The sequence below is a fragment of the Streptomyces fodineus genome (genome assembly GCF_001735805.1).
Taxonomy (GTDB): domain Bacteria; phylum Actinomycetota; class Actinomycetes; order Streptomycetales; family Streptomycetaceae; genus Streptomyces; species Streptomyces fodineus.
In genome coordinates this window covers 8,254,179-8,278,786 of record NZ_CP017248.1, presented here as the reverse complement: position 1 = coordinate 8,278,786, position 24,608 = coordinate 8,254,179, and the positions used below count along the sequence as shown (strand labels likewise).

Annotated in this window: 13 protein-coding genes and 2 pseudogenes; 7 read left to right on the top strand and 8 right to left on the bottom strand. The window is 70.8% G+C overall.

Annotated elements, in window-relative coordinates; genetic code table 11:
- Positions 1-40 precede the first annotated feature (40 nt).
- From BFF78_RS49815 to BFF78_RS35835, 6 genes and pseudogenes are all read left to right on the top strand, one after another.
- Positions 41-412: pseudogene (locus BFF78_RS49815) on the top strand (SDR family oxidoreductase); the annotation flags it as partial.
- Between the two features lie 177 nt (positions 413-589).
- Positions 590-1,021 (top strand): VOC family protein, encoded by a 432-nt coding sequence (locus BFF78_RS49810; RefSeq protein ID WP_069784009.1) that lies wholly within the window; start codon positions 590-592, stop codon positions 1,019-1,021.
- Between the two features lie 557 nt (positions 1,022-1,578).
- Positions 1,579-2,595 (top strand): 2,3-diaminopropionate biosynthesis protein SbnA, encoded by a 1,017-nt coding sequence (gene sbnA / locus BFF78_RS35850; RefSeq protein WP_069782254.1) that lies wholly within the window; start codon positions 1,579-1,581, stop codon positions 2,593-2,595.
- Between the two features lie 106 nt (positions 2,596-2,701).
- Positions 2,702-3,973 carry an MFS transporter gene (locus tag BFF78_RS35845; protein ID WP_159033099.1) on the top strand — a complete coding sequence of 424 codons (1,272 nt, stop codon included), beginning with the start codon at positions 2,702-2,704 and terminating at the stop codon, positions 3,971-3,973.
- A complete protein-coding gene (locus tag BFF78_RS48590; protein ID WP_069782259.1) occupies positions 3,918-11,537 on the top strand; it encodes a non-ribosomal peptide synthetase in 7,620 nt (2,539 codons plus the stop codon). The genes BFF78_RS35845 and BFF78_RS48590 overlap by 56 nt, the downstream gene beginning before the upstream one ends.
- 2 nt (positions 11,538-11,539) lie before the next feature.
- A complete protein-coding gene (locus BFF78_RS35835) occupies positions 11,540-12,931 on the top strand; it encodes a condensation domain-containing protein (RefSeq protein ID WP_069782258.1) in 1,392 nt (463 codons plus the stop codon).
- Positions 12,932-13,266: 335 nt separating this feature from the next.
- On the opposite strand, the gene BFF78_RS35830 is transcribed toward BFF78_RS35835, so the two are convergent.
- From BFF78_RS35830 to BFF78_RS35795, 8 genes are all read right to left on the bottom strand, one after another.
- Positions 13,267-14,496, bottom strand: coding sequence for a serine hydrolase domain-containing protein (locus BFF78_RS35830; RefSeq protein ID WP_099054992.1), 1,230 nt, complete (start codon positions 14,494-14,496; stop codon positions 13,267-13,269).
- Between the two features lie 29 nt (positions 14,497-14,525).
- A complete protein-coding gene (locus BFF78_RS35825; RefSeq protein ID WP_069782257.1) occupies positions 14,526-19,460 on the bottom strand; it encodes a non-ribosomal peptide synthetase in 4,935 nt (1,644 codons plus the stop codon).
- A gap of 14 nt (positions 19,461-19,474) precedes the next feature.
- Positions 19,475-20,212, bottom strand: coding sequence for a thioesterase II family protein (locus BFF78_RS35820; RefSeq protein ID WP_069782256.1), 738 nt, complete (start codon positions 20,210-20,212; stop codon positions 19,475-19,477).
- Positions 20,209-20,418 carry an MbtH family protein gene (locus BFF78_RS35815; RefSeq protein WP_069782255.1) on the bottom strand — a complete coding sequence of 70 codons (210 nt, stop codon included), beginning with the start codon at positions 20,416-20,418 and terminating at the stop codon, positions 20,209-20,211. Before BFF78_RS35815 ends, BFF78_RS35820 begins: the two co-directional genes overlap by 4 nt.
- 3 nt (positions 20,419-20,421) lie before the next feature.
- A complete protein-coding gene (gene sbnB, locus BFF78_RS35810; protein WP_069784007.1) occupies positions 20,422-21,417 on the bottom strand; it encodes a 2,3-diaminopropionate biosynthesis protein SbnB in 996 nt (331 codons plus the stop codon).
- 38 nt (positions 21,418-21,455) lie between these two features.
- Positions 21,456-22,472 (bottom strand): 2,3-diaminopropionate biosynthesis protein SbnA, encoded by a 1,017-nt coding sequence (gene sbnA, locus BFF78_RS35805; RefSeq protein WP_069782254.1) that lies wholly within the window; start codon positions 22,470-22,472, stop codon positions 21,456-21,458.
- Positions 22,473-22,821: 349 nt separating this feature from the next.
- The gene (locus BFF78_RS35800; protein WP_227026168.1) at positions 22,822-23,286 is read right to left on the bottom strand and encodes a M20/M25/M40 family metallo-hydrolase; all 465 of its coding nucleotides are present in this window, start codon (positions 23,284-23,286) and stop codon (positions 22,822-22,824) included.
- Positions 23,287-23,478: 192 nt separating this feature from the next.
- Positions 23,479-24,225 (bottom strand): 2OG-Fe dioxygenase family protein, encoded by a 747-nt coding sequence (locus BFF78_RS35795; protein WP_069782252.1) that lies wholly within the window; start codon positions 24,223-24,225, stop codon positions 23,479-23,481.
- Between the two features lie 73 nt (positions 24,226-24,298).
- Between BFF78_RS35795 and BFF78_RS49120 the strand changes: the two are divergent.
- Positions 24,299-24,451, top strand: a pseudogene (locus BFF78_RS49120) (LuxR C-terminal-related transcriptional regulator); the annotation flags it as partial.
- Positions 24,452-24,608: the final 157 nt, after the last annotated feature.

The following is a 24,608-nucleotide window of genomic DNA, read 5'->3' as shown; positions in this document are numbered from 1 at the left end:
CCGTCGCAGTCCCGACTTCGCTGTCGAGCAGTTCGGCCGGATCGACGTCCTGGTCAACAACGCCAACCTGATGCTGTTCTCCTTCGGGAAGGACGGCGCGATCGGCGACTGGAACTGGATGATCGACGTGCACATCCGCGGCTACCTCAACGGCGTCCACGCCGTCCTTCCGGTCATGCTGCGCCAGAAGTCCGGCCACACCCTCAACATGGGCTCGATCGCCGGCCGCCAGATCGGAGACGGAGCCGGTGTCTACAGCTCCGCCAAGTCATTCGTCCAGGCCATGACCGAGTCCATGCGCAGGGAACTCGGCGTCCGTGAAGGAATCAAAGCCTCCACCGTCAGCCCCGGCGACATCGACACCAGCTGGGCCGACGAGGTCACCGACGCCTCCCCTCGAAAGCCGGCCCAGGAACTGAACGTCATCGCCATCAGCCCGCAGGGCGTCGCCGACGCCGTCGTCTACGCCGTCGTCTACACCCTCAGCCAGTCCCGCCGACGTCACCGTCAACGACCTGATCATCTCCGCCGACCGTCAGAACTGGTAAGCGCCAGGCACCCCGCACCGCACAGAAGGAATACCAGACCCATGACCGTTCTCGCCTCTCCCATCCCCCGCTTCCACCTCGCCGTCCCGGTCGACGACCTGGACTCCGCGCGCCGCTTCTACGGCGAGACGCTCGGCCTGGAGCAAGGCCGCAGCGCCGACACGTGGGTGGACTGGAACCTGCACGGCCACCAGTTCGTCACGCACCTCGCCCCGGCCCGAGCCGGACAGATACACAACCCGGTCGACGGCCACGACGTCCCCGTACCGCACTTCGGGCTGATCCTGAGCATCGATGCCTTCCACCGGCTCGCCGACCGGCTGCGCGCCGCAGACACCGACTTCGTCATCGAGCCCTACGTGCGCTTCGCAGGCGAAACCGGCGAGCAGTGGACGATGTTCCTGCTCGACCCGGCCGGCAACGCCCTGGAGTTCAAGGCGTTCGCCGACGACTCCCGGGTGTTCGCCGTCTGACATCTTCTGTGGGCGGTGGAGGGCTTGGGGAGGGACCGCCCCCCGGACCCATCGGGCAGCCCCTGTTTCACAGGTGGCCGCTAGTGAAACACCCGACTGGCGGGCGGTCCACCTGCGGCGGTCACGTTTCATGAGTCGTTGCAAACGACGGGACGTCTGAGACACCCTCATGCGTGTGACCCCGGCCTTTCGGCGAGGGAGTCGGGCTGCGTGTCGAGGGACTGCCGTGCGGTCGGGGTGCGGGCGTAGTCGAAGCGGACGTGTCCGGCCGGTTCGGTGCGCTCGCACCACGGACCCCACCAGCAGCAGGACGATCACGGCCAGGCGGGCCGCCGACGGGATCTCCGGCTCGCTGCTGCTGATCATCCTGTGCGACGCCTGGGGCACCAGCTTCACCCCGATGCAGGAGAGGATCAGCGCGACCCCGGCCGGAGGGGCTGTTCAACCGTGCGTCGTGGATGGTTGAACAGCCCGCTCTTTTCTCCGACAGGCCTTTGTCGCATCGCACTTGAGTCGTGGTTGAGTCGCCTCGATCGGTCCCGTGCCACACTCGGCCCATGCTCCACAGGCGCGCTGATCAATTCCTGATCGAACGGATACAGCAAATCCGCAGGGGCCTCACGGGAACCCCGCTGATAACCCTGGCCAACGAGCAGTGCGACCTCGTCGCGAAGCTGGAATTCTGCAATCCCACCGGAAGCAGCAAGGACCGTTCGGCACTGTGGATTCTGGAACAGGCAATCGGCCGCGGCGAGATAGCGCACGACACCACGGTGGTCGAGTCGTCGTCCGGCAATTTCGCGCTGGCCCTGGCCTTCTACTGCCGCATGCTCGGTATCCCGTTCGTCCCGGTCATCGATCCCAACTGCAACGAGGCCACCGAAACCCAGCTCCGGCTGCTGTGCGAGCGGGTGGAGAAGGTCTGCCTCCGTGACACGGCGGGCAGCTACCTGAAAACCCGGCTGTCCCGGGTGCAGGAACTGCTGGCCGAACTCGACTCGGCCTACTGGCCCAACCAGTACGCCAATCCCGATGCCCGCGACGCGCACTACCGCTTCACCGCCGGCGAGTTGATCGCGCAGGCCGGCCCGCTCGACTACCTCTTCGTCGGCGTGGGCACCGGCGGCACGATCGCCGGACTCTCCCACCGGATCAAGGAAACCTACCCGGGCTGCGTGGTCGTCGCCGTCGACGCCGAAGGCTCGGTGATCTTCGGAGGCCCGCCGAAGAAGCGGCGGATCCCCGGCATCGGCTCCAGCATCGTGCCACCGCTGTGCGGCCAGGCACTGATCGACCACGTCGAGATCGTCCCCGAGACACGCGCCGTCGAGGCCTGCGCCGCCCTGGCCACCACATACGGCCTGTACGCGGGAGGATCCACCGGCAGCACCTACGCCGCCGTCCAGGACTACTTCGCCCAACACCCTCCCGGCCCACACCGACCCCGGGTCGCCTTCATCGCCGCCGACCGCGGCCACGCCTACGCCCAGACCATCCACGACCCCACATGGGCCCGGCAACTACACGCACAAACGCTACAGCCCCCCGGCATCGAAACCCTCGCCGTCAACTGAAGGAGCACCACGCCGTGTCCACATAGCCGGAGTGTGACGGGAGTGCCTGGGCGTGGAGGAGGACTTGGGAATGGCTGGTGGACGACAGGCTGGGGAGGGGGCCGACGTGGAACAACGGGGCACGGGGCTACCAGGAGAGTTCCGACTGCTGGTCACGGCGTACGCGGTGACGTCGTACGGCAGCTACCTCAACATGATCGCGCTGAACCTGTTCGTCTACGAGCTGACCGGCAGCGCGTTCGGCATGGGGCTGTTCCTCGCGGTGCGGCTGGCGTGCGGCGCGGCGGCGGGGCTGGTGGCCGGCCCGCTCGTGGCCAGGGTGCCGCGCAAACGGATCATGTTGTGGAGCAATGTGGCACCGGCCGCGACGTTGGTGCTGCTGGTGCTCGTCCCGCCGGCCGGACGTACGGCGGTGCTGTTGCTCAACGCGGTGGTCACCGGCGGCGGCACCACGCTGTTCCTGGTCGCGCTGCGCAGCGCGGTTCCGGACATGGTCGGCATGGATCGGCGCGACCGGGCGAACTCGCTGACGGTGATCGCGCGATCGCTGGCCATGGTAGTCGGCTTCGCCTCGGCCGGACTGGTGGTCGCATGGCGGGGCTACCCGGCGACTTTCCTGATCGACGCGGCGAGTTTCGCGATCTGTGCGGCGGCCGTCGCGTCGCTGCCGCTGACCGGGTCGGCCGCGCACGAATCGCCGGCCACGCCCGGCGGCGGCCGGCCCGGCCGGACGCGGGCGACACTGGGCACGCTGCTCGTGCTCATGATCGGGCTGCGGACGATGGACGCGCTGGGCTCCTCCTCGCACAACAGCGCCCTGCCGGTCTATTCGGCCTTGATCGACCGCGCCGACCCTGCCGGATTCGTCAGCCGGTTTCTGACCTGCTGGGCGGTGGGCAACATCGTCGTGCAGCAGGGCATTCGCCTGCGTGCCAAAAGCCGCGGTCGAACCGTCGGCGCGTTCGGCTTCGCGCTCGGCACGGTGCTGATGTCCACCGCCTTCATCCTCGGTTTCGCCGGCCTGCCAACGGTGATCACGATGGCGATCGCGGTCGGGGCCGGCTGTGCCGACGGGCTGACCGAGGTGTCCTACGCCAACTACCTGCAGACTCTGCCGGGCACCAGGCGCGACCGGGTGTTCGGCCTGTCGGCCACGGCCGAGAACCTCGGCTTCGGGACGGGCATGCTCGCCACCTCGTTCCTGCTCGACCGCCTTTCGCCGTTCGCGGTCGTGGCGGCCTCGCACGGGGTCACGGCGGTGATCGGCCTGCTGTTCTGCATCGGACTCTGGCGGCACGCGAGAAGAACGGGAAGGGCTGGGCATGTGGGCACATCGGATCGCGATCATCGGGATGTCACTGAGGTTCCCGGGGGCTGACACCCCGGAGCGGCTCTGGGCCGACATCGCCGCGGGCACGTCGAGGGTGCGGCGCTTCACCGATGCCGAGCTGGCGGCTGCGGGCATATCCGAGGCCGAACGGCGCGCACCGGATTTCGTCGGCGTGAGCGGCGTATTGCCCGGGGCCGACCGCTTCGACGCCGAGTTCTTCGGCATGAGCGCGCGCGAGGCGGCGATGACCGATCCCCAGCACCGGTTGTTCCTGGAGTGCTGTTACCACGCGCTGGAGGACGGCGGTTATCCCGACACCGGCGCCACGGTCGGCGTCTACGCCAGCACCGGCTACCGCCTGCACTCGCTGCACAGCTATCTGGCCAACAACATCGTGGCCGCGGGACTGGAACCCGGCTGGGTGGCGGCCAAACAGGCCCAGGTGGGCAACTACGGGGACTATGCGGCGACCCAGGCCGCATTCAGGTTGGGCCTGACCGGTCCGGCGATCAATGTGGCGACCGCTTGCTCGAGTTCGCTGGTCGCCGTCCACCTCGCCTGTCAGGCGCTGCTGCTCGGGGAGGCCGACCTCGCGCTGGCCGGGTCGTCGGCCCTGCACTTCCCCCAGGTCACCGGGCATCGGCATGTCAAGGGCTCCACGATGTCGCCGACCGGCGTGTTGCGGGCGTTCGACGCGGACGCGGACGGCACGGTTGCCGGCAACGGGGCCGCCGTCGTGCTGCTGAAGCGGCTGGACCGCGCGCTGGCCGACGGCGACACCGTGCACGCGGTGATCCTCGGTTCCGGGGTGTCCAACGACGGGGCGGCCAAGGCCGGGTTCGCCGCTCCCAGCGCCATCGGACAGCGGGACGCCGTGCTGCGCGCCGTCACCGCGGCCGGAGTCCCAGTCACCTCCATCGGCTACCTCGAGGCACACGGCACCGGCACCCGCAAGGGCGACCCCATCGAATTCGACGGTCTGACCAGGGCTTTCCGCCGGCACACCGATCGGGTCGGCTTCTGCGCGATCGGCACCACGAAGCCGCGGATCGGCCACCTCGACAGCTGTGCCGGCATGGCCGGGCTGATCAGCGCGGTGCTGGCCCTGCGGCACGGGGTGATCCCGCCGCTGGTGAACTTCACCCGCCCCAATCCGGCGCTGGAACTGGCGACCAGCCCGTTCACCTTGGCGGCCGAGTCGCGGTCGTGGCCGGTCCCCGGTCCGCGCCGGGCGGGCGTGCACTCGGTCGGCATGGGCGGCACCAATGCCCACGTCATTCTCGAACAGGCGCCGGATCGTCCGGTCTCGGCCGGCAAACCCCCACCGGACCTGATCCCCCTGTCGGCCCGCGATCCTGAGGCCCTGGCCGACTACGCGGCGGCGATCCGCGATCACCTGCGCGGGAACCCGGATACCAGGATGGCGGACCTGGTCACCACGTTGGCGTCGGGGCGTCGCCACTTCGCCCACCGTCTCGCGATCCCCGGCCGCAGCGTCGAGGAACTGTTGGGCGCGCTGGACAAGTACCTGGCCGGCTCGCCGGATGACAGCTGCACGGACGGCGCAGCGACTCTGGCGCAGGCGTACCGCCGCGGGGACGACCTCGACTGGGACGCACTGCTCGCCGACTGCGGCGGCGGGCGAATTCCCTTGCCCCACTACCCATTCCGGCCGGCGAGGCACTGGGTGGGACAACCACTGACCAATGACACCACGGAGGTGGCCATGCCGGACCAGGGGACGCTCGACCGCGTGCTGGAGCTGACCGCACGCCACCTCGGCCACGACGCCGTCGAGATGACCCCGGACCGGTCGCTCGTGGACCTCGGTGCCGACTCGCTCCAGCTGATCGGGGTGCAGTTGGACTTGCAGGGCGAGTTCGGTGTCGAGATCGGTATGGCGGAACTGCTCGACGTGGCGCGCACGCCCCGGCTGATCGCCGACCTGATCGCCGAGCGCGGCGCTTCGGTCGACGCGCCCGAGCCTCCCGTCGAGCAGCCCGCGCCGGTGGTCGAGCAGCTCGCACCGCCGGTCGAGCAACTCGTACCGCCGGTCGAGCAAGCCGCACCGCCGGTCGAGCAAGCAGCGCTGGTGGTCGAACCGCCCGCCGTGCACGGCCCCCGGGTCACCGTCGCCGCCGACTCGGGCATGGCGACCACTCAGCAGCAGCACGACCACGTCGCGGACCTCACCCTCCGGCTCACCGAGCGCACCCGCACCTCGAAGGAACGGACCCAGCGCCACCGCGCCGTGCTGGCCGACAGCCGGGCCGTCGTCGGCTTCCGCGCCCCCACCAAGGAAATGCGCTACCTCGTGGAAGGCCGGTCGGCCAAGGGCGCGCGGCTGGTGGACGTCGACGGCAACGACTACGTCGACATCACGATGGGGTTCGGTGCCCTGTTCCTCGGCCACGAACCGGAATGCGTCACCGACGCCGTGCGGCGGCACCTGTCCGACGGCTTGCGTTTCGGCCTGCGTAGCGCGGACACCGGCGAGACCGCCGCCCTGCTGGCCGAGCTGACCGGCATGCAGCGGGTCGCGTTCGCGGGCACCGGCACGGAGGCCAACTCCGCGGCGCTGCGGCTCGCGCGGGCCGCGACCGGCCGCACCAAGGTCGTCATGTTCCGTGGCTCGTATCACGGCCATATCGACTCCGTCCTCGGTCGCCCCAGCGGACGGACCACGGTGCCGGTCTCGGCCGGTATCCCGGCCAGCGCCGTGGCGGAGCTGATCATCCTGGAGTACGGCGATCCACGCAGCCTCCAGGCCATCGAGGAGCAAGCCGATACGATCGCGGCCGTACTGGTCGAGCCCGTCCAATGCCGCAATCCTTCTTTGCGCCCCAAGGAGTTCGTACGCGGCCTGCGGGCGCTCACCAGCAAGCACGGGATCGTGCTCGTCTTCGACGAGATGCTCACCGGCCTGCGGCCGCACCCCGGTGGCGCGCAGCACTACTACGGCGTCGCCGCCGATCTGGCCACCTACGGCAAGGCGCTCGGCAACGGGTTTCCGATCGGCGCCATCGCCGGCCGCGCAGACATCCTGGACCACGTCGACGGTGGCTTCTGGCGCTACGGCGACGACAGCGGCCCGCAGCGCGAGACCGTCTTCTTCGGCGGCACCCACATGCAGCACCCGATCTCGATGGCCGCGGCGCGGGCACTGCTCACCCATCTCAAGCAGGAGGGGCCGGTGCTGCAGGCCGCCGTCAACGCCCGCACCGACCGGCTGGCCGCCGAGCTGAACCAGTTCTTCACCGACGAGGACTTTCCACTGCGGCTGGACCACTTCGGGTCAATGTTCCGGTTCAGCCACCGCGCCGACATGGAACTGCTCTACCACCACCTGCTGCTGCGCGGCGTGCACGTGTGGGAGTGGCGCAGCTTCTACCTGTCCACTGCGCACACAGACGACGACGTCGAGCAGGTGGCCGAGGCGGTGCGCGACTCGCTGCGGGAACTGCGCGACGCCGGTTTCTTTCCCACCGCCAAGCCGCGGACGGCGCCCGTCGAACGCGATCGCCCGGCACCGAATTTCAGCGTCTACTTCTTCGGTGACTCAGCGGAATCCGGCGAGTCGCCGAACAAGTACGACCTGATCACGGACGCCGCGCGCTTCGCCGACGAGCACGACTTCCACGCGTTGTGGTTGCCGGAGCGGCACTTCCACTCCTTCGGCGGCCTGTTCCCCAACCCCAGCGTGCTGGCCGCCTCACTGGCCGGACAGACCAGGCGGATCCGACTCAACTCGGGCTCGATCGTGCTGCCGCTCCACGATCCGGTGCGCATCGCCGAGGAGTGGTCGATGGTGGACAATCTGTCCGGCGGCCGGATCGGGCTCGGCTTCGGAACCGGTTGGCACAGCGAGGACTTCACCCTGCACCCCGACCGGTTCGAGCGACGTCGGGAGATCGCGTTCGAGCATCTGGCCGAGCTGCGGCGACTGTGGGCCGGCGAGCCGGTGCGCCGGCGAAGCGGAACCGGGGCCGAAATCGATGTGCGCGTGCATCCCCGCCCCGTGCAGGAGCGGCCGCCGATGTGGTTGGCCACGACTGGCCGACCCGAGTCCTTCGAGCAGGCAGGCCGGCTCGATATGGGCGTGCTGACGAACCTGATGAGCCAGACCGTGGAACAGTTGGCCGAGAACATCGGCCACTACCGCGCCGCCCGGCTGGCCGCCGGGCTCGACCCGGATGCCGGTCAGGTCACCGTGCTGTTGCACACCTACCTCGCCGATGACCACGCGACCGCGCGCGCCGACGCACTCGAACCGATGGTCCGGTACCTGCGGTCCTCGCTGCTGTTGCGGTCCGCCGCCGGCGCTTCCGGGCGCAGCGCCGAGCATCTCGCCGCAGCCGGCTCAGCCGATCTCGAAGCGCTGTTCCGGCATGCCTACGACCGCTACTGCGACCAGCGGGCCCTGATCGGCACGCCCGACAGCTGCGCCGGGCTGGTTGCCAGGCTCAACGAGGTTGGGGTGAGTGAGATCGCCGCGCTGGTGGACTTCGGCATGTCGGCCGAGCAGGTGGCCGCTGGGCTGGTCCGGTTGGATCGGTTGCGGAGCGCCACGCGCGAGCGCCGGCCGGCCGAGAGCAGCGGGCCGGCCACCGCGGCCCAGCGCAGGGTATGGCTGGCTTGCCAGCTGACCGGCGCCAGTGCCTACAACGAGGTCCAGGCCGTGCGACTGCGCGGGCCGTTGTCCGTTCAGTCGCTGCGCACCGCGCTGAAAGGCCTGGTCGACCGGCATCCGGGGCTGCGCGTGGTGTTCCGGCCGGACAACAGTGATCAAGGACTGCGGCAGGTCGTGTTGGACCGGCTGGAAGTGCCGGTGGAGGTGAGCGACCACCACGGCCGGGATGCCGACGAAGCGATCGCCGAGGTCATCAAGGAGGAAAGCCGGCGTGTCTACGACCTCGCGCGGGGACTGCTCTTCTCGCCCCGCCTGCTGCGGCTGAGCGACCAGGATCACGCGTTCGTCTACGGCATCCACCACTTGATCACCGACGCGCACTCCGCCGGCCTGATCGTCAAGGATCTCCAGGAGCTCTACCGGGCCGCGGTCGCCGGTGAGGCACCGCGCTTCTCCTCGCCAGGAGGCTCGCCGTTGGACGCCGACCACCCCGCGCCCGAGCCGGCGCACTTGGGGTGGTGGCGGGAACATCTGGGCACGGAGTCCGCTGCGGCCCAGCAACCCACCGATTGGCCGCGCGCGGGCGCCGTGGGCGGTTCGGGCGGGTCGGTGACCGCCTGGTTCACCCCGCAACGGACCGCCGCCGTGCAGGAGTGGAGCAGCGCACAGGGCGTGACCCTGTTCGCCACCCTGCTCACTGCGTGGCGGGTGGTGCTGCGGCGGTTCTCCGGTCAGGACGATTTCGTCGTTGGAGTTCCGTTCGGGCACCGCACGCCGCGGACCGGGAACACCGTCGGCTTCTTCGTGTCTCTGTTGCCGTTGCGCGCAAGGCTCACCGACGACACGGGTATCGACGAGGCCGTGCGGAGGGCCCGGGACGTCGTGCTGGCGGCCGGCGAGCACACCAACATCGACCTGGACGCGCTGATGGCCGAGGCCAGCCCGGCACCGGGCTCGGCACGCCCGCTCATGCCCGTGTCGATCGACCTGGGCGCCGAGGCGTTGCCCGGCATCGAACTCCCCGGTGTGCTGGCGGAACCGGTCGGCGTGGGCACGGGTTCCTCGCCGCTGGAGCTGGCCCTGTCGGTCGTGCGCACCGGATCCGGTCTGCGCCTGAGCATCCGCTACGACGCCGGCCTGTACGCCGAATCCACCGCGCGCCGCTACCTCGATCAGTTCCAACTGGTACTGGACGCGCTGGCCGATGGCAGCGCCACGCGGATCGGCGACCTGCCGCTGACGACCACCGAGGACGACAAGGAGCTGTGGACGATCGGCAGCGGACGACCGGCGGTCCCCCGCTACCGCGTGCTCAACCCGGTGCGCCACCCTCGGCTGGTCGACGCTGCCGGGCACCACGACGAACATGAGCTGCGCGCCGCCGCCGACGGGGTCACTGCTCGGTTGGCCGACCTGGGTGCGCGTCGTGGTGATGTCGTGGCGCTCGCGTTGCCGCGCGGGCACGACTTCGCGGCGGCAGTGCTCGGCGCGGTCGGCGCCGGGGCGGCGTACCTGCCGCTGGACCCGAGTCAGCCGACGGCCAGGCTGGCCGCGATGATCGCCGACTCCGAGCCGGTCGCCTTGATCTGCGCGCCGGACTTCGATCCCGCGCTGGCCCGTGATGTTCCCCGCTTCCAGGCGGCTCCCGGCAATCCACAGGAGACGGTCGCTGCGACGGCCGAGGACCTGCTGTGCCTGCTGCACACTTCGGGATCGACCGGCAAGCCCAAGGGCGTGATGCTCGAACACGGTAACGTGGCGGCCACGCTCTCGGTGTTCCTCGACCGCTTGGACATCACCGAGGACGATCGGCTGTCCTGGTACAGCGCACCGGGTTTCGACCTGGGGCACATCGAGCTCTGGCCCGCGCTGATGACCGGCGCTGAGCTGCACGTCGTCCCGGACGAGATACGGCTGGACCCGCCGGCGCTGGTGGAGTGGTTCGTGCGCAACCGGATCACCGTCGCCAGCCTGCCCACAGCGGTTGGTGAGGCGGTACTGGCCCAGCCGTGGCCGGCTGATGCGGCCCTGCGCGTGCTGTGCGTAGGCGGCGAGCGGCTGAACTCCCGGCCGCGCAAGGACATTCCGTTCACCGTGTTCAACATCTACGGCCCGACCGAATGTTCGGTGTTCTGCACGTGGAGCGAGGTGAGCGCGGACGGGGTGGGCAGCCCGGCGCTTGGCGGCCCCAATCCGGGTCTGCGCCTGGTGGTCCGAGACCCGGCCGGACGGGTGTTGCCGCCCGGCGCAGTCGGCGAGCTGCACGTCGGCGGCCCGCAGGTCGCACGCGGGTACCACGGTGATCCGGTGCTGACCGGTAGCCGGTTCAGCGCCGACGACACCGGCAGCCGCTGGTACCGCACCGGGGACCTGGTGCGGTGGCGTGCCGACGGGGAGCTGGACTTCGTCGGGCGGGCCGACGACCAGGTGCAGATCCGGGGCGTGCGCGTCGAACCGGCCGAGGTGACCGCCGCGGTGCGCACGCTGCCCGGGGTGCGCGACGCACGCGTGCTGCGGAGTACCGACGAGGCGACCGGACGCGATCTACTCTCCTGCCACGTGCTCGCCGAGCCGTCAGCCGTCGACGGCGTCGACGGTGTCGAGCTGGCCCGGCGCTGGCGGGCGGGACTGGCCGAACTGCTGCCCCGGCCGATGGTCCCCGAGCGGTGGCAGGTGGTGGACGAGCTTCCGTTGAATCCCAACGGGAAGTGGAACGGCGCAGAGGACGACAACACCGCGGGCGACCGGATCGCCGAGTTCGTCCGCGCGGAGTGGGCCGAGGTGCTCGGCGTCAGCGGCTTCGACGATCACGCGCGGTTCTTCGACCTGGGCGGTCATTCGCTCAACGCCATAGTGCTGCTCGGCCGCGTGCGGGAACGGCTGGAAGTCCCGTACTCACTCACCGAGTTCTTCAACGACCCCACCGTCGCCGGCATGGTCACCCGGCTGAGCGGCGACGGTCGGGTGCGAGGTGAGTTGTGAGTGTGGACGCGCTGGTCGCACGACTGCGTGCGCTGGACGTGCGCCTGGAGGCGAGCGGCGACGTGTTGCGGTACGACGCGCCGCGGCACGTACTGGTCCCGGACCTGCTGGCCGAATTGAAGCGGCACAAGCCAGAACTGCTCGCCTGCCTGTCCGGGGTGGTCGAGCAGGCCCCCGTCTCGACACAGCAGGAAGCCATGCTCTCGGCCGTCGAGCGCTCGCCGCGGCCCCAGGTGTACAGCGTCGGCGCGCGGTTACGGTTCACCGGGCGTCTCGACGTGGCCGCCCTGAGGCGGGCGGTGTCCGAGGTGGTTGCGCGGCATGTCGGGCTGCGGAGCCGATTCGTCCGCGACCGCGATGGACAGTGGGTACAGCAGGCGTTGGCGATTGACTCGGTTCCCCTTGCCGTCGAGGACCTGCGGGGCCATGGCGCGGCCGTGGTCGAGCAGGTGTGCCGAGAAGCGGCCGACACCGCGTTCGATCTGGGCCGGTCCAGCGTGCCGATGTGTCGGTTGCTGAGGGTGGACGAGGACAGCTGGGTGCTGATGTTCGTGACGCACCACATCAGCACCGACGGCTGGGCGCAGCTGGTGGTGTTCCGGGAGCTCGCGGAGTTGTACCGCGCGGCGACCACTGGCACGGAGCCCTGCCTGACGCTTCCTGGCCTGCAGGCCACCGACTACGCACGGTGGCAACGCGACCGGGATTGTCCCAAGCAGTGGCTGGACTTCTGGAGCGAGCACCTGCGCGGCGCCGATCTCTTGGCCGTGGTGCCCACGGACCACCCCCGGTCGGTGCGGAGAACCGGGGCCGGGAACACCGTGCGGCTGGCCGTGCCCCGACGGATCCGTACATCGGTCGAGGAGTTCGCCCGATCCCGTGGCGTCACCGCGTTCGCGGTCCTCGCGGCCGCGCTGGGTCGGTGGCTGGCCGAGTTGTCCGGTGCCGAGGACGTCCTGATCCCGGTTTCGTACGCCAACCGCGGCCGCCGTGAACTCGAAACCCTGGTTACCTGCGCGCGAATCCCCCTCGGTTTGCTGGTGCGCACGCCGGCCCGCGTGTCCTTCACCGTACTCGTCGACCAGGTGCACGCGGATTTCCTGGCCGCCATGGACAATCCGATCCCGGTCGACCGCGTCCTGCCCGAGCCGCGCGACGACCTGGTCGGGTTCGCGTTCCAGAACCTGCCGGGCCCCGAGGTGGCCTTCCCCGGTCTGTCCACGCGGATCGACGACGTCGCGTCCACGGCCACCCGTTCCGACATGACTTTCGGTCTCGTGCCCAGCGTCGACCCCGAGTTCGGTTACCAGGCCTGGCTGGAGCACTCGACCGACCTCTGGGATCCCGCCACGGGGAACTCGTTGCTACAGAGCTACCTCGACTCGTTGCCCTAGGACACCTGGGATGGCTCAACGGAGTCTGGTGGGGCGAGTGTGACCGGCCGGGCGGCTCACCGTCCCGGCCCGCTCACCCACGGCGAACTCATCCACCGTGAACCCGCCCTCCACGGGCGTCCGTACGATTCGCCGGGTCCTGCGTAGCTGCCGGATCCTGCCGCCCTCCGGTCGCGTTGCGAGCCACGGCGACGCGTGCCCGGTGGACCTGCTCGTCGCTGACCCGGTGGACGTCGGCAGCCGTGCGCTGAGCCGGGACCGAGGGCTCATCGGCCGTCGTGCGCTGACGGCGTCCCTCGCAGATTCACCCGCACCAACAAGCGAGGCGAACGGGTTCAGTCCACCAATGCCTGATGGACGAGCTGGCGGAACTGCGTACGGATCGGATAGGCACTGGAGGGCACCAGCTGGGTGAAGAACAGTGCCGTCACCTGCTCGACGGGGTCGACCCAGAACGAGGTGCCGGCCACCCCGCCCCAGGCGTACTCGCCGACGCTGGTCCCGGTGCGAAAGGCCACCGGATCGAGCACCACCGAGAACCCGAGGCCGAAGCCGACACCGCGGTAGGGCATCTCGGCGAACAAGGGCCGGCCGAAGCCCTCGAGGTCGACGCCGCCCGGCAGGTGGTTGCGCACCATGTAGGACACGGTGCGGGAGCCGAGGATCCGGGCGCCGTCGAGCTCGCCGCCCCCGGCGAGCATCTGCACGAACCGGTGGTAGTCGCCGGCGGTGCCCACCAGTCCGCCGCCGCCCGAGAGCGCCGTGGGCGGCTTGAGCCCCGCGCGCCCCATCGCGTCGTTCGGCACCCGGCGTCCCGACGTCGGGTCGAGGGCGTAGAGGCGGGCCAGCCGCTCGGGGTCGTCGACGGCGAAACCGGTGGCGTCCATGCCCAGCGGACCGAAGATCTCCGCCTCGAAGAACCGGTCGAGCGGCCGGCCCGACACGATCTCCACGACCCGGCCGAGCACATCGGTGGCGTGCCCGTAGTTCCATTCCGCGCCGGGCTGGTGCATCAGTGGCAACGACGCCCACGCATCGACGCAGCCGGCGAGGTCGAGGCCCCGCGGCGCGCCGAACTCGAATCCCGCGCCGCGGTAGAGCTCGTCGACGGGGTGCGCGTGGTGGAAGCCGTAGGTCAGCCCCGCGGTGTGGGTGAGCAGGTGCCAGACCCGGATCGGCTCGACCTGGGGGGCCAGCACCGGGTCGGTTGCCGGCCCCTTGACGTACACCCTGGTGTCGGCGAATGCGGGGATCCACCGGCTGATCGGATCGGTGAGCTCGAGCTCGCCCCGCTCCCAGAGGATCATTGCCGCGACCGAGGTGATGGGCTTGGTCATGGAGTACAGCCGCCACCGGGTGTCGGCGGTGATCGGGAGCCCCTTGGACTCGTCGCGCAGCCCGTACGTCGTCGAGTGCACGACACGGCCGCGCCGGGCCACGACAGCGTGCCAGCCGGACAACCTTCCGTCGTCGACGTAGCGGGTGAAGTGGCGGTCGATCCGGGCGAGCCGGTCGGCGTCCATGCCGACCTCGTTGGGATCAACCTCGACGGTGACGGTGTCCACGACTCATTCTCCCTCGTCGTAGGTGCTGCTCATCGCTGTGTGTCCTCCCCGAGGGCCTCGGCGAGGCCCGCGACGGTGGGGTTTCTGAAGACCAGGACCGGCGGGACCCGGCGCCCGAGTCGTTCGCTGAGCCGGCCCGCGACCGTGGTGATGGTCAACGAGGTGCCGCCGACGTCGAAGAAGTCGTCCTGTGGCCCGAAGTCCTCCTCGACGCCGAGGCACTCCCGCCACACTTCGGCGACGAGGAGCTGCCGCTTGGTGACGGCCCGGCGGGTGTCGGGGGCCGGGGTGGGTACCGGGCGTGGGTCGGGCAGTGCGTCCCGGTCTACCTTGCCGTTCGGGGTGAGGGGGATCTCGCCGATCACGGTGTAGCTCTGCGGCAGCATGTACGGCGGCAGTTGCTCCGCCAGGTGGGCGCGCAGTTCCGCCGGGTCCGGGGCGGGTCGGTCGGGGTGCTCGGGGATCAGGTAGGCCGCCAGCCGGTCCACGCCGGTGCGGGTGCGGCGCACGGCGACCACGCAGTCGGCGAGGGTGGGGTGGCTCTGGAGTGCGGACTCGATCTCGCCGAGCTCGACGCGGAAGCCGCGCACCTTGACCTGGTGGTCGTTGCGGCCGAGGAAGACCAGATTTCCGTCGGGCAGCAGCTGGACCACGTCGCCCGTGGCGTACATACGGGCGCCGGGCTCCGCGGCGTACGGGTCGGGCAGGTACGCCCCGGCCGTGCGGGCCGGCCTGCCGAGATAGCCGCGGCCGACCGCGCTGCCGCCGACGTACAGCTCGCCGCGACAGCCAGGGGCGACCGGGCGCAGCCGCGGGTCCAGCACATAGAGGTGTGCGTTGTCGGTCGCCCGGCCGAACGGAACGCTCGGGCGATGGCGGTGCCGGTCGAGCAGTTCCTCGGTGATCGGGCAGAACGCCGAGGTGACGGTCGCTTCGGTGGGCCCGTACTCGTTGAAGACCTGGCAGCCCGGCGCCGTGGAGGACAGGATGCGGCGGGCCACATCGTGCGGCACGGCCTCGGCGCCGGTGAACACCAGGCGCACGGAGGCGAGGCGGGGAGCGGGATCCGTACCGGACTCCAGCAGGATCCGCATCTGCGAGGGCGTCGCGTTGAGCGTGGTGATGCCGCGCTCGGCGACCTCTCGCAGGAACTCCTCGGGGTCGTAGGCGGCGGTCGGGCTCGCCAGGTGCAGTTCGGCGCCGGACACCAGGCACTGGAAGATCTCCCAGACCGAGTTGTCGAACGCCACCGAGTGGTTGAGCAGGGCCCGGTCCCGCCCCGTGAGCCGGCACAGCCGCTGGTTCCACTCCAGGAACCCGGTGATGTTGGCGTGGGTGATCGCGACGCCCTTGGGGCCGCCGGTCGAGCCGGAGGTGTAGATCACGTAGGCGAGGTGGTGCGGTTGTGCCTCCTCGGCCGGCCCGGTGTCCGCCCCGGGTTTCTGGTCCACCGCCACGAGCCGCACGCCGTCGCCGAACAGGGCCGAGGTGGGGTGCCCCAGGTCCGCGACGACCAGGCGTACGCCCGAGTCGGCCAGCAGGTACCGCAGCCGGTCCGTCGGGTAGCCGGGGTCGAGCGGGACGTAGGCGCCGCCCGCCTTCAGCACGCCCAGCAGGGCGACCACCAGCTCCACCGAGCGTTCCAGGCACACGCCGACCAGGTTTTCGGGGCGCACGCCCGCTGCCCGCAGCTCCCGGGCCAGGGCCGAGGCCCGCGCGTCGGTCTCGGCGAACGTCAGCGACCGGCTGTCGCCCACGACGCAGATCGCGTCCGGGGTGGTCCGCACCTGGCGGTCCCACAGGCGGACCAGGGTGGTCGGCTCGGGCAGCGGCTCGGCCCGGTTGCCTGTGGAGAGGGCGCGCAGCTCATCGGCCGAGACGATCTCCAGCCCGGACAGCCGGGCCGTGGCGTCGGACACCATCTGTTCGATCACCCGCAGGAAGTGCCGGCCGAGGCCCCGGACGAAGTCCGCGTCGAACAGGTCGGTGGCGTACTCGACGGAGATGCTGAGCTCACCGGTCCCGGCGGCGTGGTCCGTCACGTCGAGGGCGAGGTCGAAGCGGGCGGTGCCGAGCCGTCCCTCCAGCTCCTTGCGGTCGTACAGCTCGGTGAAGTGACCGGCCCTCGGCTCCTCGTGCAGGGCGAACAGCACCTGGAAGAGCGGGTTGCGGCTCAGGTCCCGCTCCGGGCTCAGCTGCGCCACCAGCTTCTCGAAGGGCAGCTCCTGGTGTGCGTACGCCTGCCGCGCGACCTCGCGGACGCGGTCCAGCAGCTCGCGCCAGGTCGGATCGCCGGACAGGTCGGTGCGCAGGACGATGGTGTTCACGAAGTAGCCGACCACCTCGTCCAGTTCGGGGCGCGGTCGGCCGCCTGCCAGGGTACCGACGGCGACATCGCTCTCGCCGGCGTACCGGCCGAGCAGCACCTGCAACGGGGCCAGCAGGCCCATGAACAGGGTGACGCCCTCGGCCCGGCACAGTGTGCGCAGCCGCTGCGCCAAGTCCACGGGGACGCACAGCAGTTCGCGGCGGCCACGGTGGCTCGCGACGGCCGGCCGGGGTCGGCTGGTCGGCAGCTCCAGGACGGGCACGCCGGACAGCCGGGTGCGCCAGTGGTCGAGCAGCCGCGCCAGCTCGGCGCCGGTGAGTCGCTCTCGCTGCCACGCCGCGTAGTCGGCGTACGTCACGGGCAACGGTGCCGGGGCGGGGCGACGGCCGGCGGCGAGCTCCGTGTAGAGCTCGCCCAGCTCCCGCACCATCAGGTCCACCGATGTGCCGTCGCACGCGATGTGATGGAACGTCAGCACGGTGACGTCACGGCTCGGGCTGCGCAGCACGTCCGCGTGCAGCAGTGGTGGGCGGTCGAGGGCGAAGGGGGCGCGGATCCGCTCGGTCACCAGCGCGTCCAGGTCCTCCTCCACGACCTCGGTGCAGCGCAGCGGAACCGGTCCCGGCTCGCGCAGTTCGGGTCGGACCCGGCCGTCGACGGCGACGAGCGCCGTGCGCAGCGCCGGGTGCCGGCGCACCAACGCGGACAGACAGTCCTCCAGCAGCGTCAGGTCGACGCGCCCGCCGGGCAGGCCCAGGGCGACCGGCAGGTGGTAGGCGGGCACTGCGTCGTTCAGCTGCTCGAAGAACCAGATCCGTTCCTGGCCGAAGGAGAGTTCGGCGGTCGCGGCCGGGGGAATCGGCTCGTCGTCCGTGGACGCCACGCCGTCCATGGCGGCGGCGAGCGTGACGGGTGTCGGATGCGCGAAGACCGACTGGGCGTCGACAGCCACGCCGAGTTCCGCACGCAGCCGGGCCACGACCCGTACCGCGGTGAGCGACTGGCCGCCCAGACCGAAGAAGTCGTCGTACGGGGAGACGTCGTCGAGCCCGAGCACCTCGGCCCACACGCGGCGCACTGCCGCGGTGTGCGGCGGCAGCGGGGCGTCGTCGGGCATCGGCCCGCTCGCCCGGACCGGGCTGTGCGGGATTCGCTGCACGGCGCCGCGGTCGGCCTTGCCCGCGGGGGTGCGGGGCAGGGTGTCGAGCACTGCGTAGCCCTGAGCCACCATGTGGGCAGGCAGCCGCTGCGCGAGGTGGTCACGGACCTGGCGGGGCAGGTCCTCCGATACGTTCCGCGCGCCGTGTGCGGGTACGAGGTACGCCACCAACTGGTCGCCACCGGCTGCCTCGCGGTCGACGACCACCACCGCGTCCGTGACGAGGGGGTGGCTGCGCACACAGGCCTCGATCTCGCCGAGCTCGATGCGGAAGCCGCGCACCTTGACCTGGTGGTCGTTGCGCCCCAGCACCTCCAGGATGCCGTCGGCGGACCACCGGGCGAGGTCCCCGGTCCGGTACAGGCGCCCGGAGGCGTCCCCGAACGGGTCGGGCACGAACCGGTCGGCGGTCAGCGCGGGCTGGTTGAGGTAGCCGCGCGCCACCCCCGCGCCGCCGATCCACAGCTCGCCGGTGACTCCTGGGCGGGCCTCCCGCCCGTCCTCGTCGACGACGTGCAGCCGGGTGTTGGACAGGGCCGTGCCGACCGTGACCCGGTCGGCCACGGCCTCGATGCGGGCGGCGGTGGCCCACACCGTCGCCTCGGTCGGCCCGTACAGGTTCCACAGGGCGCCGCCGGTGGCGAGCAGGTCGCGGGCCAGCTGTGGATCGAGCGGTTCACCGCCCGACAGAAGTACGCGGCCGTGCCCGTCCGTCCAGCCGGACGCCAGCAGAATCCGCCAGGTGGTGGGGGTCGCCTGGACGACGCTCACACCCGCCTCGGCGATCGCGGCGGCCAGCAGCTCGGGATCGGCGTTGGCGGCGCGCGGGGCCATCACCACCGTCGCTCCCCGGGTCAGCGGCAGGAACAGCTCCAGTGCCGAGATGTCGAACGACAGCGGGGTCGACGCGAGGACCCGGTCGTTCGTCCCGAGGCCGGGGCGCTCGGCCGCACTTCGCAGGAACGAGGCGATCGCCGCGTGGTCGACGGCCACGCCCTTGGGCAGGCCTGTCGAACCGGAGGTGTAGATGACGTAAGCCAGGTGGTGCGGGTGTACCACCGGGGCCACCGGTGCGGCAGGTTCCGCGGGGAGGTCTTCGACCAGCAGGACGTCGGCCGCGCCGGACGCCAGGGCCTGCGCGCGGTGGTCCGCGTCGCACAGCCACAGCCCGGCGCCCGAGTCGGCGGTCATGTGCCGCAGCCGGTCGGCCGGGTAGCTCGGGTCGAGGGGCAGGTACGCGGCGCCCGACTTCAGGATGCCGAGCAGGGCCACGACCATCTCCACCGAGCGGCCGAGACAGACGCCGACCAGGTTCTCCGGTGCGATGCCACGTGCCTGCAGCTCGGCGGCGAGCGCCGTGGCCCGGCGGTCCACGTCGGCGTAGGTGGCGCGGTGTGCTCCCGCGACGACGGCGATCGCGTCGGGCGTCGCAGCTGCCTGCTGCTCCCACAGTGCGACCAGGGTGGTCGGCGCCATGAACGGATCCTTTCTCAGCCCCGTTCGGGGAAGGTGCGCGTGATCGTCTCTGCCAGCTGTCGTTCCGTGCCGCGCACATACAGGTGGGGGGCGCCGGGAAACAGATGCAGTTCGAAGTCGGCCGAGGTGTGCTCGCGCCAGCCGGCGAGCTCCGTCTCGTCGACGCTGTCGTCGTCCGAGCCGGCCAGAACGGTCAGGGGGCAGGGCAGGGGTGCCTCGGCCCGGTGCGTGTACGTCTCGCACAGCGTCAGGTCCGCGCGCAGCAGCGGCAGCAGCAGCTCCTGCAACTCGGCATCCACGCCGCCGAATTCGGCTGTGGCGAGCAGCTTGTCGTCCGGCAGCCTGTGCCGCGGGTCGCGGTCCGGTGAGCCGGGGGCGCGCATGCCCGACAGGAACAGGCGGTCGGGCATGCGCGTGCCGAGTGCGCGTAGCCGCCGGGCCGTCTCGAAGGCGATCAGGGAGCCCATGCTGTGCCCGAAGAAGGCGTACGGCAGGTCCGTGTGGTCCGCGATGAGCGGCGCCAGCGCGGCCACGGCGTCGTCCAGGGACGTCAGGGCCGGTTCGGCGAACCGGTTCTCCCGGCCGGGCAACTGGACCGTGCAGACTTCCACGGTGTCCGGCAGGTACGCCGCCAGCCGGTAGGCGGAGGCGCCTGCTCCGGCGTGCGGGAAGACGAACAGGCGCCACTGCGCGCTGAGTTCACGGCTGCCGAGCCCGCGCAGCCAGGCCGGTGCGAGATCGGCGGCCGTCATCGTGATGCTCGTACGGACCGCGGGGTCAGGTCGGTCCACACCTGCTCGATGTGGTCCAGGCACTCCTGGCGGGTGCCCTGCGCACCGGTGGCGGTCCAGCCGGCGGGCAGCTCACGGTCGGCGAACCAGACCGAGTACTGCTCCTCGTGGTTCACCACGACGACGTACCGGTCCCCGGCGGGGCCCGGGGCGGGTGAGGCGCTCATGCGTCAGACCCCCACTCCGGTGAAGAAGTCGCTCTCGCGGCGGCCCCGGCCCGCGGCGACGACCCGGTCGTGCACCCACTTGCCGACGGCAAGGTCGAGTACGCCGAGTCCGAACGGCGAGAAGACCGCCGGGCGGCCGTGGTCCCGGCGCAGCCGCCCGCGCAGCAGGTCACCGAGGGTGCCGTCGACGAAGTCCCGGTTGCCGGTGCGCTGTTCGGTCAGGTGCAGCGAGGTGCGCTCCCGTACGGCGTGGTCGACGTCGTCGGTGAAGTTCTGGGCGGCGAGGATCATCTCGGGGGCGAGGTCGCGCAGGGACACGTGCAGCACCACCGGGTTGTGGGCCAGCAGCCCGGGGTCGTGCAGGTGCGGTTCGCCGGCCACCGTGGTCAGCACCACCAGGTCGCAGTCGGTGAACGCGTCCTCCACCGAGTCGCCGACCACGATCTCGGCCTCGGTGTGCTCGGCCATCACGGCACCGAAGCGGCCCGCCGCCGCCGGGTCGAGGTCGAAGAGCCGGAAGCCGTCGATCTCCCAGTCGAGATCACGCAGGAACCGCCAGACGTGCTGGGCGATCAGACCCGTGCCCACGATGCCGACCCGGCGGGCTCGGCGCGCGCCGAGCAGCGTCTGCGCGCCGAGCACCGCGGAGGCCGCGGTCCGCGTCGCCGAGACGATCGAGGACTCCATGCAGGCGAACGGGTAGCCGGTGACGCAGTCGTTGAGGACCAGTGTGGCCGAGGCCCGGGGGATTCCGTGCCGCGTGTTGTCCGGAAAGCTGGCGATCCACTTGTTGCCGGCGACCTCGAACTCGCCGCCCAGATAGGCCGGCAGGGAGATGATGCGCGACCGGTTCTGGTGTGGGAAGCGCAGGAACGAGCTCTGCGGGTTCGAGCTCTGACCGGCGTCGTGCGTGAGGTAGGCGGAACGGACGACCTCGACGAGCTCCGGACGGTGACGGTCCGTCTCGGCGGCGATGTCGCCCGCACCGATCACGGTCATGGGCGGCGGGGCCAGGGTGGACACGGCGTGGTGCTCCTTCAGTTGACGGCGAGGGTTTCGATGCCGGGGGGCTGTAGCGTTTGTGCGTGTAGTTGCCGGGCCCATGTGGGGTCGTGGATGGTCTGGGCGTAGGCGTGGCCGCGGTCGGCGGCGATGAAGGCGACCCGGGGTCGGTGTGGGCCGGGAGGGTGTTGGGCGAAGTAGTCCTGGACGGCGGCGTAGGTGCTGCCGGTGGATCCTCCCGCGTACAGGCCGTATGTGGTGGCCAGGGCGGCGCAGGCCTCGACGGCGCGTGTCTCGGGGACGATCTCGACGTGGTCGATCAGTGCCTGGCCGCACAGCGGTGGCACGATGCTGGAGCCGATGCCGGGGATCCGCCGCTTCTTCGGCGGGCCTCCGAAGATCACCGAGCCTTCGGCGTCGACGGCGACGACCACGCAGCCCGGGTAGGTTTCCTTGATCCGGTGGGAGAGTCCGGCGATCGTGCCGCCGGTGCCCACGCCGACGAAGAGGTAGTCGAGCGGGCCGGCCTGCGCGATCAACTCGCCGGCGGTGAAGCGGTAGTGCGCGTCGCGGGCATCGGGATTGGCGTACTGGTTGGGCCAGTAGGCCGAGTCGAGTTCGGCCAGCAGTTCCTGCACCCGGGACAGCCGGGTTTTCAGGTAGCTGCCCGCCGTGTCACGGAGGCAGACCTTCTCCACCCGCTCGCACAGCAGCCGGAGCTGGGTTTCGGTGGCCTCGTTGCAGTTGGGATCGATGACCGGGACGAACGGGATACCGAGCATGCGGCAGTAGAAGGCCAGGGCCAGCGCGAAATTGCCGGACGACGACTCGACCACCGTGGTGTCGTGCGCTATCTCGCCGCGGCCGATTGCCTGTTCCAGAATCCACAGTGCCGAACGGTCCTTGCTGCTTCCGGTGGGATTGCAGAATTCCAGCTTCGCGACGAGGTCGCACTGCTCGTTGGCCAGGGTTATCAGCGGGGTTCCCGTGAGGCCCCTGCGGATTTGCTGTATCCGTTCGATCAGGAATTGATCAGCGCGCCTGTGGAGCATGGGCCGAGTGTGGCACGGGACCGATCGAGGCGACTCAACCACGACTCAAGTGCGATGCGACAAAGGCAAAGAGAATTCATGACGGCCAGGCCCTGACCGGACCGGCAACACCATCCGTGTCAGGCCGGCGAAGGAGGCCGAGCAGTCACCTTCGACGGTCAGGAAGGCCGCCAGGAACGTCACCCAGAATCCACCGTCGCACGTGATGAGGATGCCGCCCCAGAGCCAGGTGGTCGAGGTACGCCTCGGCCTCGGCATCCGACGCACCAAGTCGCGTATCTGCCTGACTCGTCCGCCACCGCCGATCGGCACCGGATGGACCGCCGCGTGACCGGCCGGTGCCCGCTCCTCACGCCGGCAGCGCGGCTCCCGGCCGAGGCGGATGCGCAGCGCCTCGGCGGCCGGGTTGATGTGCGAAGCGTTCCCGGGCGGTGGCCCACAGCTCGACGGCTACCTCGACCGCGCTCGCGGCGGGTGAGCTGGTCAGCGCCGCGGGCACGCCGACGCCAATGCTGAAGCGCAGGTTGCCCCAGCAGCCGATGCCCATGCAGGTCGAGCCGCTGGGTTCCCCGGTCATCACGGCGTCCGGCCGCATCCGGTCGACCAGGTAGTGGGCGCCCGCCGGGTAGCGTTCCTCGTCGACGGCACCGACCAGGACGACGCGGGCCGGCAGGCCGGACCGGGCGATCCGCGCGGCCGCGCGGATCATGGCCGCCTGCGGACCCTTGGCGTCGACCGCGCCCCGGCCGTGCAGGACGCCGTCGGTGGTCCGCACCGGCGGCCCGCCCGGCACGGTGTCGGCGTGGCCGAACAGCAGGATCTCGGGTCCGTCCGGGCCGTCGACCTCGCCTCGCTCGTCGCCGGTCCCGTCGATCGAGGCCCGGAAGCCGAGCGCGCTGACATGCGTTCGACCAGAACGCCGGCGAGGGCGCGCTCGGAGCCCGGCACCGACGGGATACGCACCATGGCGTGCAGAACCTCCGCCTCGTTCGCCCGGTCCGTAGGCTCAGGCCACCGGGTTGAAGTCGATCTGGAGCATGTCGCGCACGCCCGAGGCGCCCTGGGAGACAGTCGGCGAGACCTCGTGGGTGATCATGTTGTCGTCGAAGAACATGGAGTCGAGCGGCTGGAGCAGGGTGGTCTGCACGATGTCGCTGCCGTCGTTGGGGTGGACGGTGGACAGGCCGCCGGTGACGCCGTCGCGACGCATCAGGTGCAAGCCGACGTAGGAATGGCCGTCGCGGTGGCGGCCCTCGGGGGTGGGCAGGCCATGGGCGCCGGCGCGGGCGACGACGCGGACCAGGTGGACCCCGACCTTCCACGAGGTGTTGCCGTTGAGCGCGGTCGCCATCCGGGCGTTGAAACCGACCAGGGCGCGCATGCCGGTGCTGAGCAGGACGTCCTCGGCGACCGGCTCGAAGACCCGGTCCTTGCCCTTCCAGAGCGGGATGGAGTCCTGGCGGAAGACGGCATTGGGCAGGACCTCGAAGGTGACGGTGTCGCCGTCGACGTCGACGCGCAGCCGACCGTAGCGGCGCTCGCGGTAGACGTCGACGCCGTCGATTTGGGTGTCGACCGGCAGGTTCTCCCAGGCGCCGCGGAGTTCCTCGAGGTCGGCGTCGCTGATCAGCCCGGCGAGCTCCTGCTTGCGCATGACGACGAAGCCGGTGCGACGGACCTGCTCCGAGAAGGTGGGCACGCGGTCACGGAGCTGCTGTCCGGTGGTCGGCATGCTGCTGGCGATGTCGGTCATGGTGTTTCCCCTCTGCACGGGTGTCCCGGCGGGGCCGGCGTTTCCGGCCGGGGCCGGGTGCGGTTGATGTCGGATGCGGCCGATGGTCCGGTCACGCCCGGTAACGACGGTCGCCGAATGGGCCGTCTCGGGTCTGACCTACCGAGAGATCGCCGATCGACTGCACATTTCAGTACGAACGGTGGCCGGCCACCTGGACCGGACGTTCGAGAAGATCGGAGTGACGTCGCGCGCCCAGCCGGCGGCTGCGCTCACGACCGGCAGCGGCCGGGGCGGGCATCCTGACCCGATCCCGGCACCGGGGAATCCCAGGGACTTCCCTGACCTGAGCCCCGTCGGATGCCCCCGAGCACCGGGCCCTCGGAGCGGGCCGTGCCGAGAAG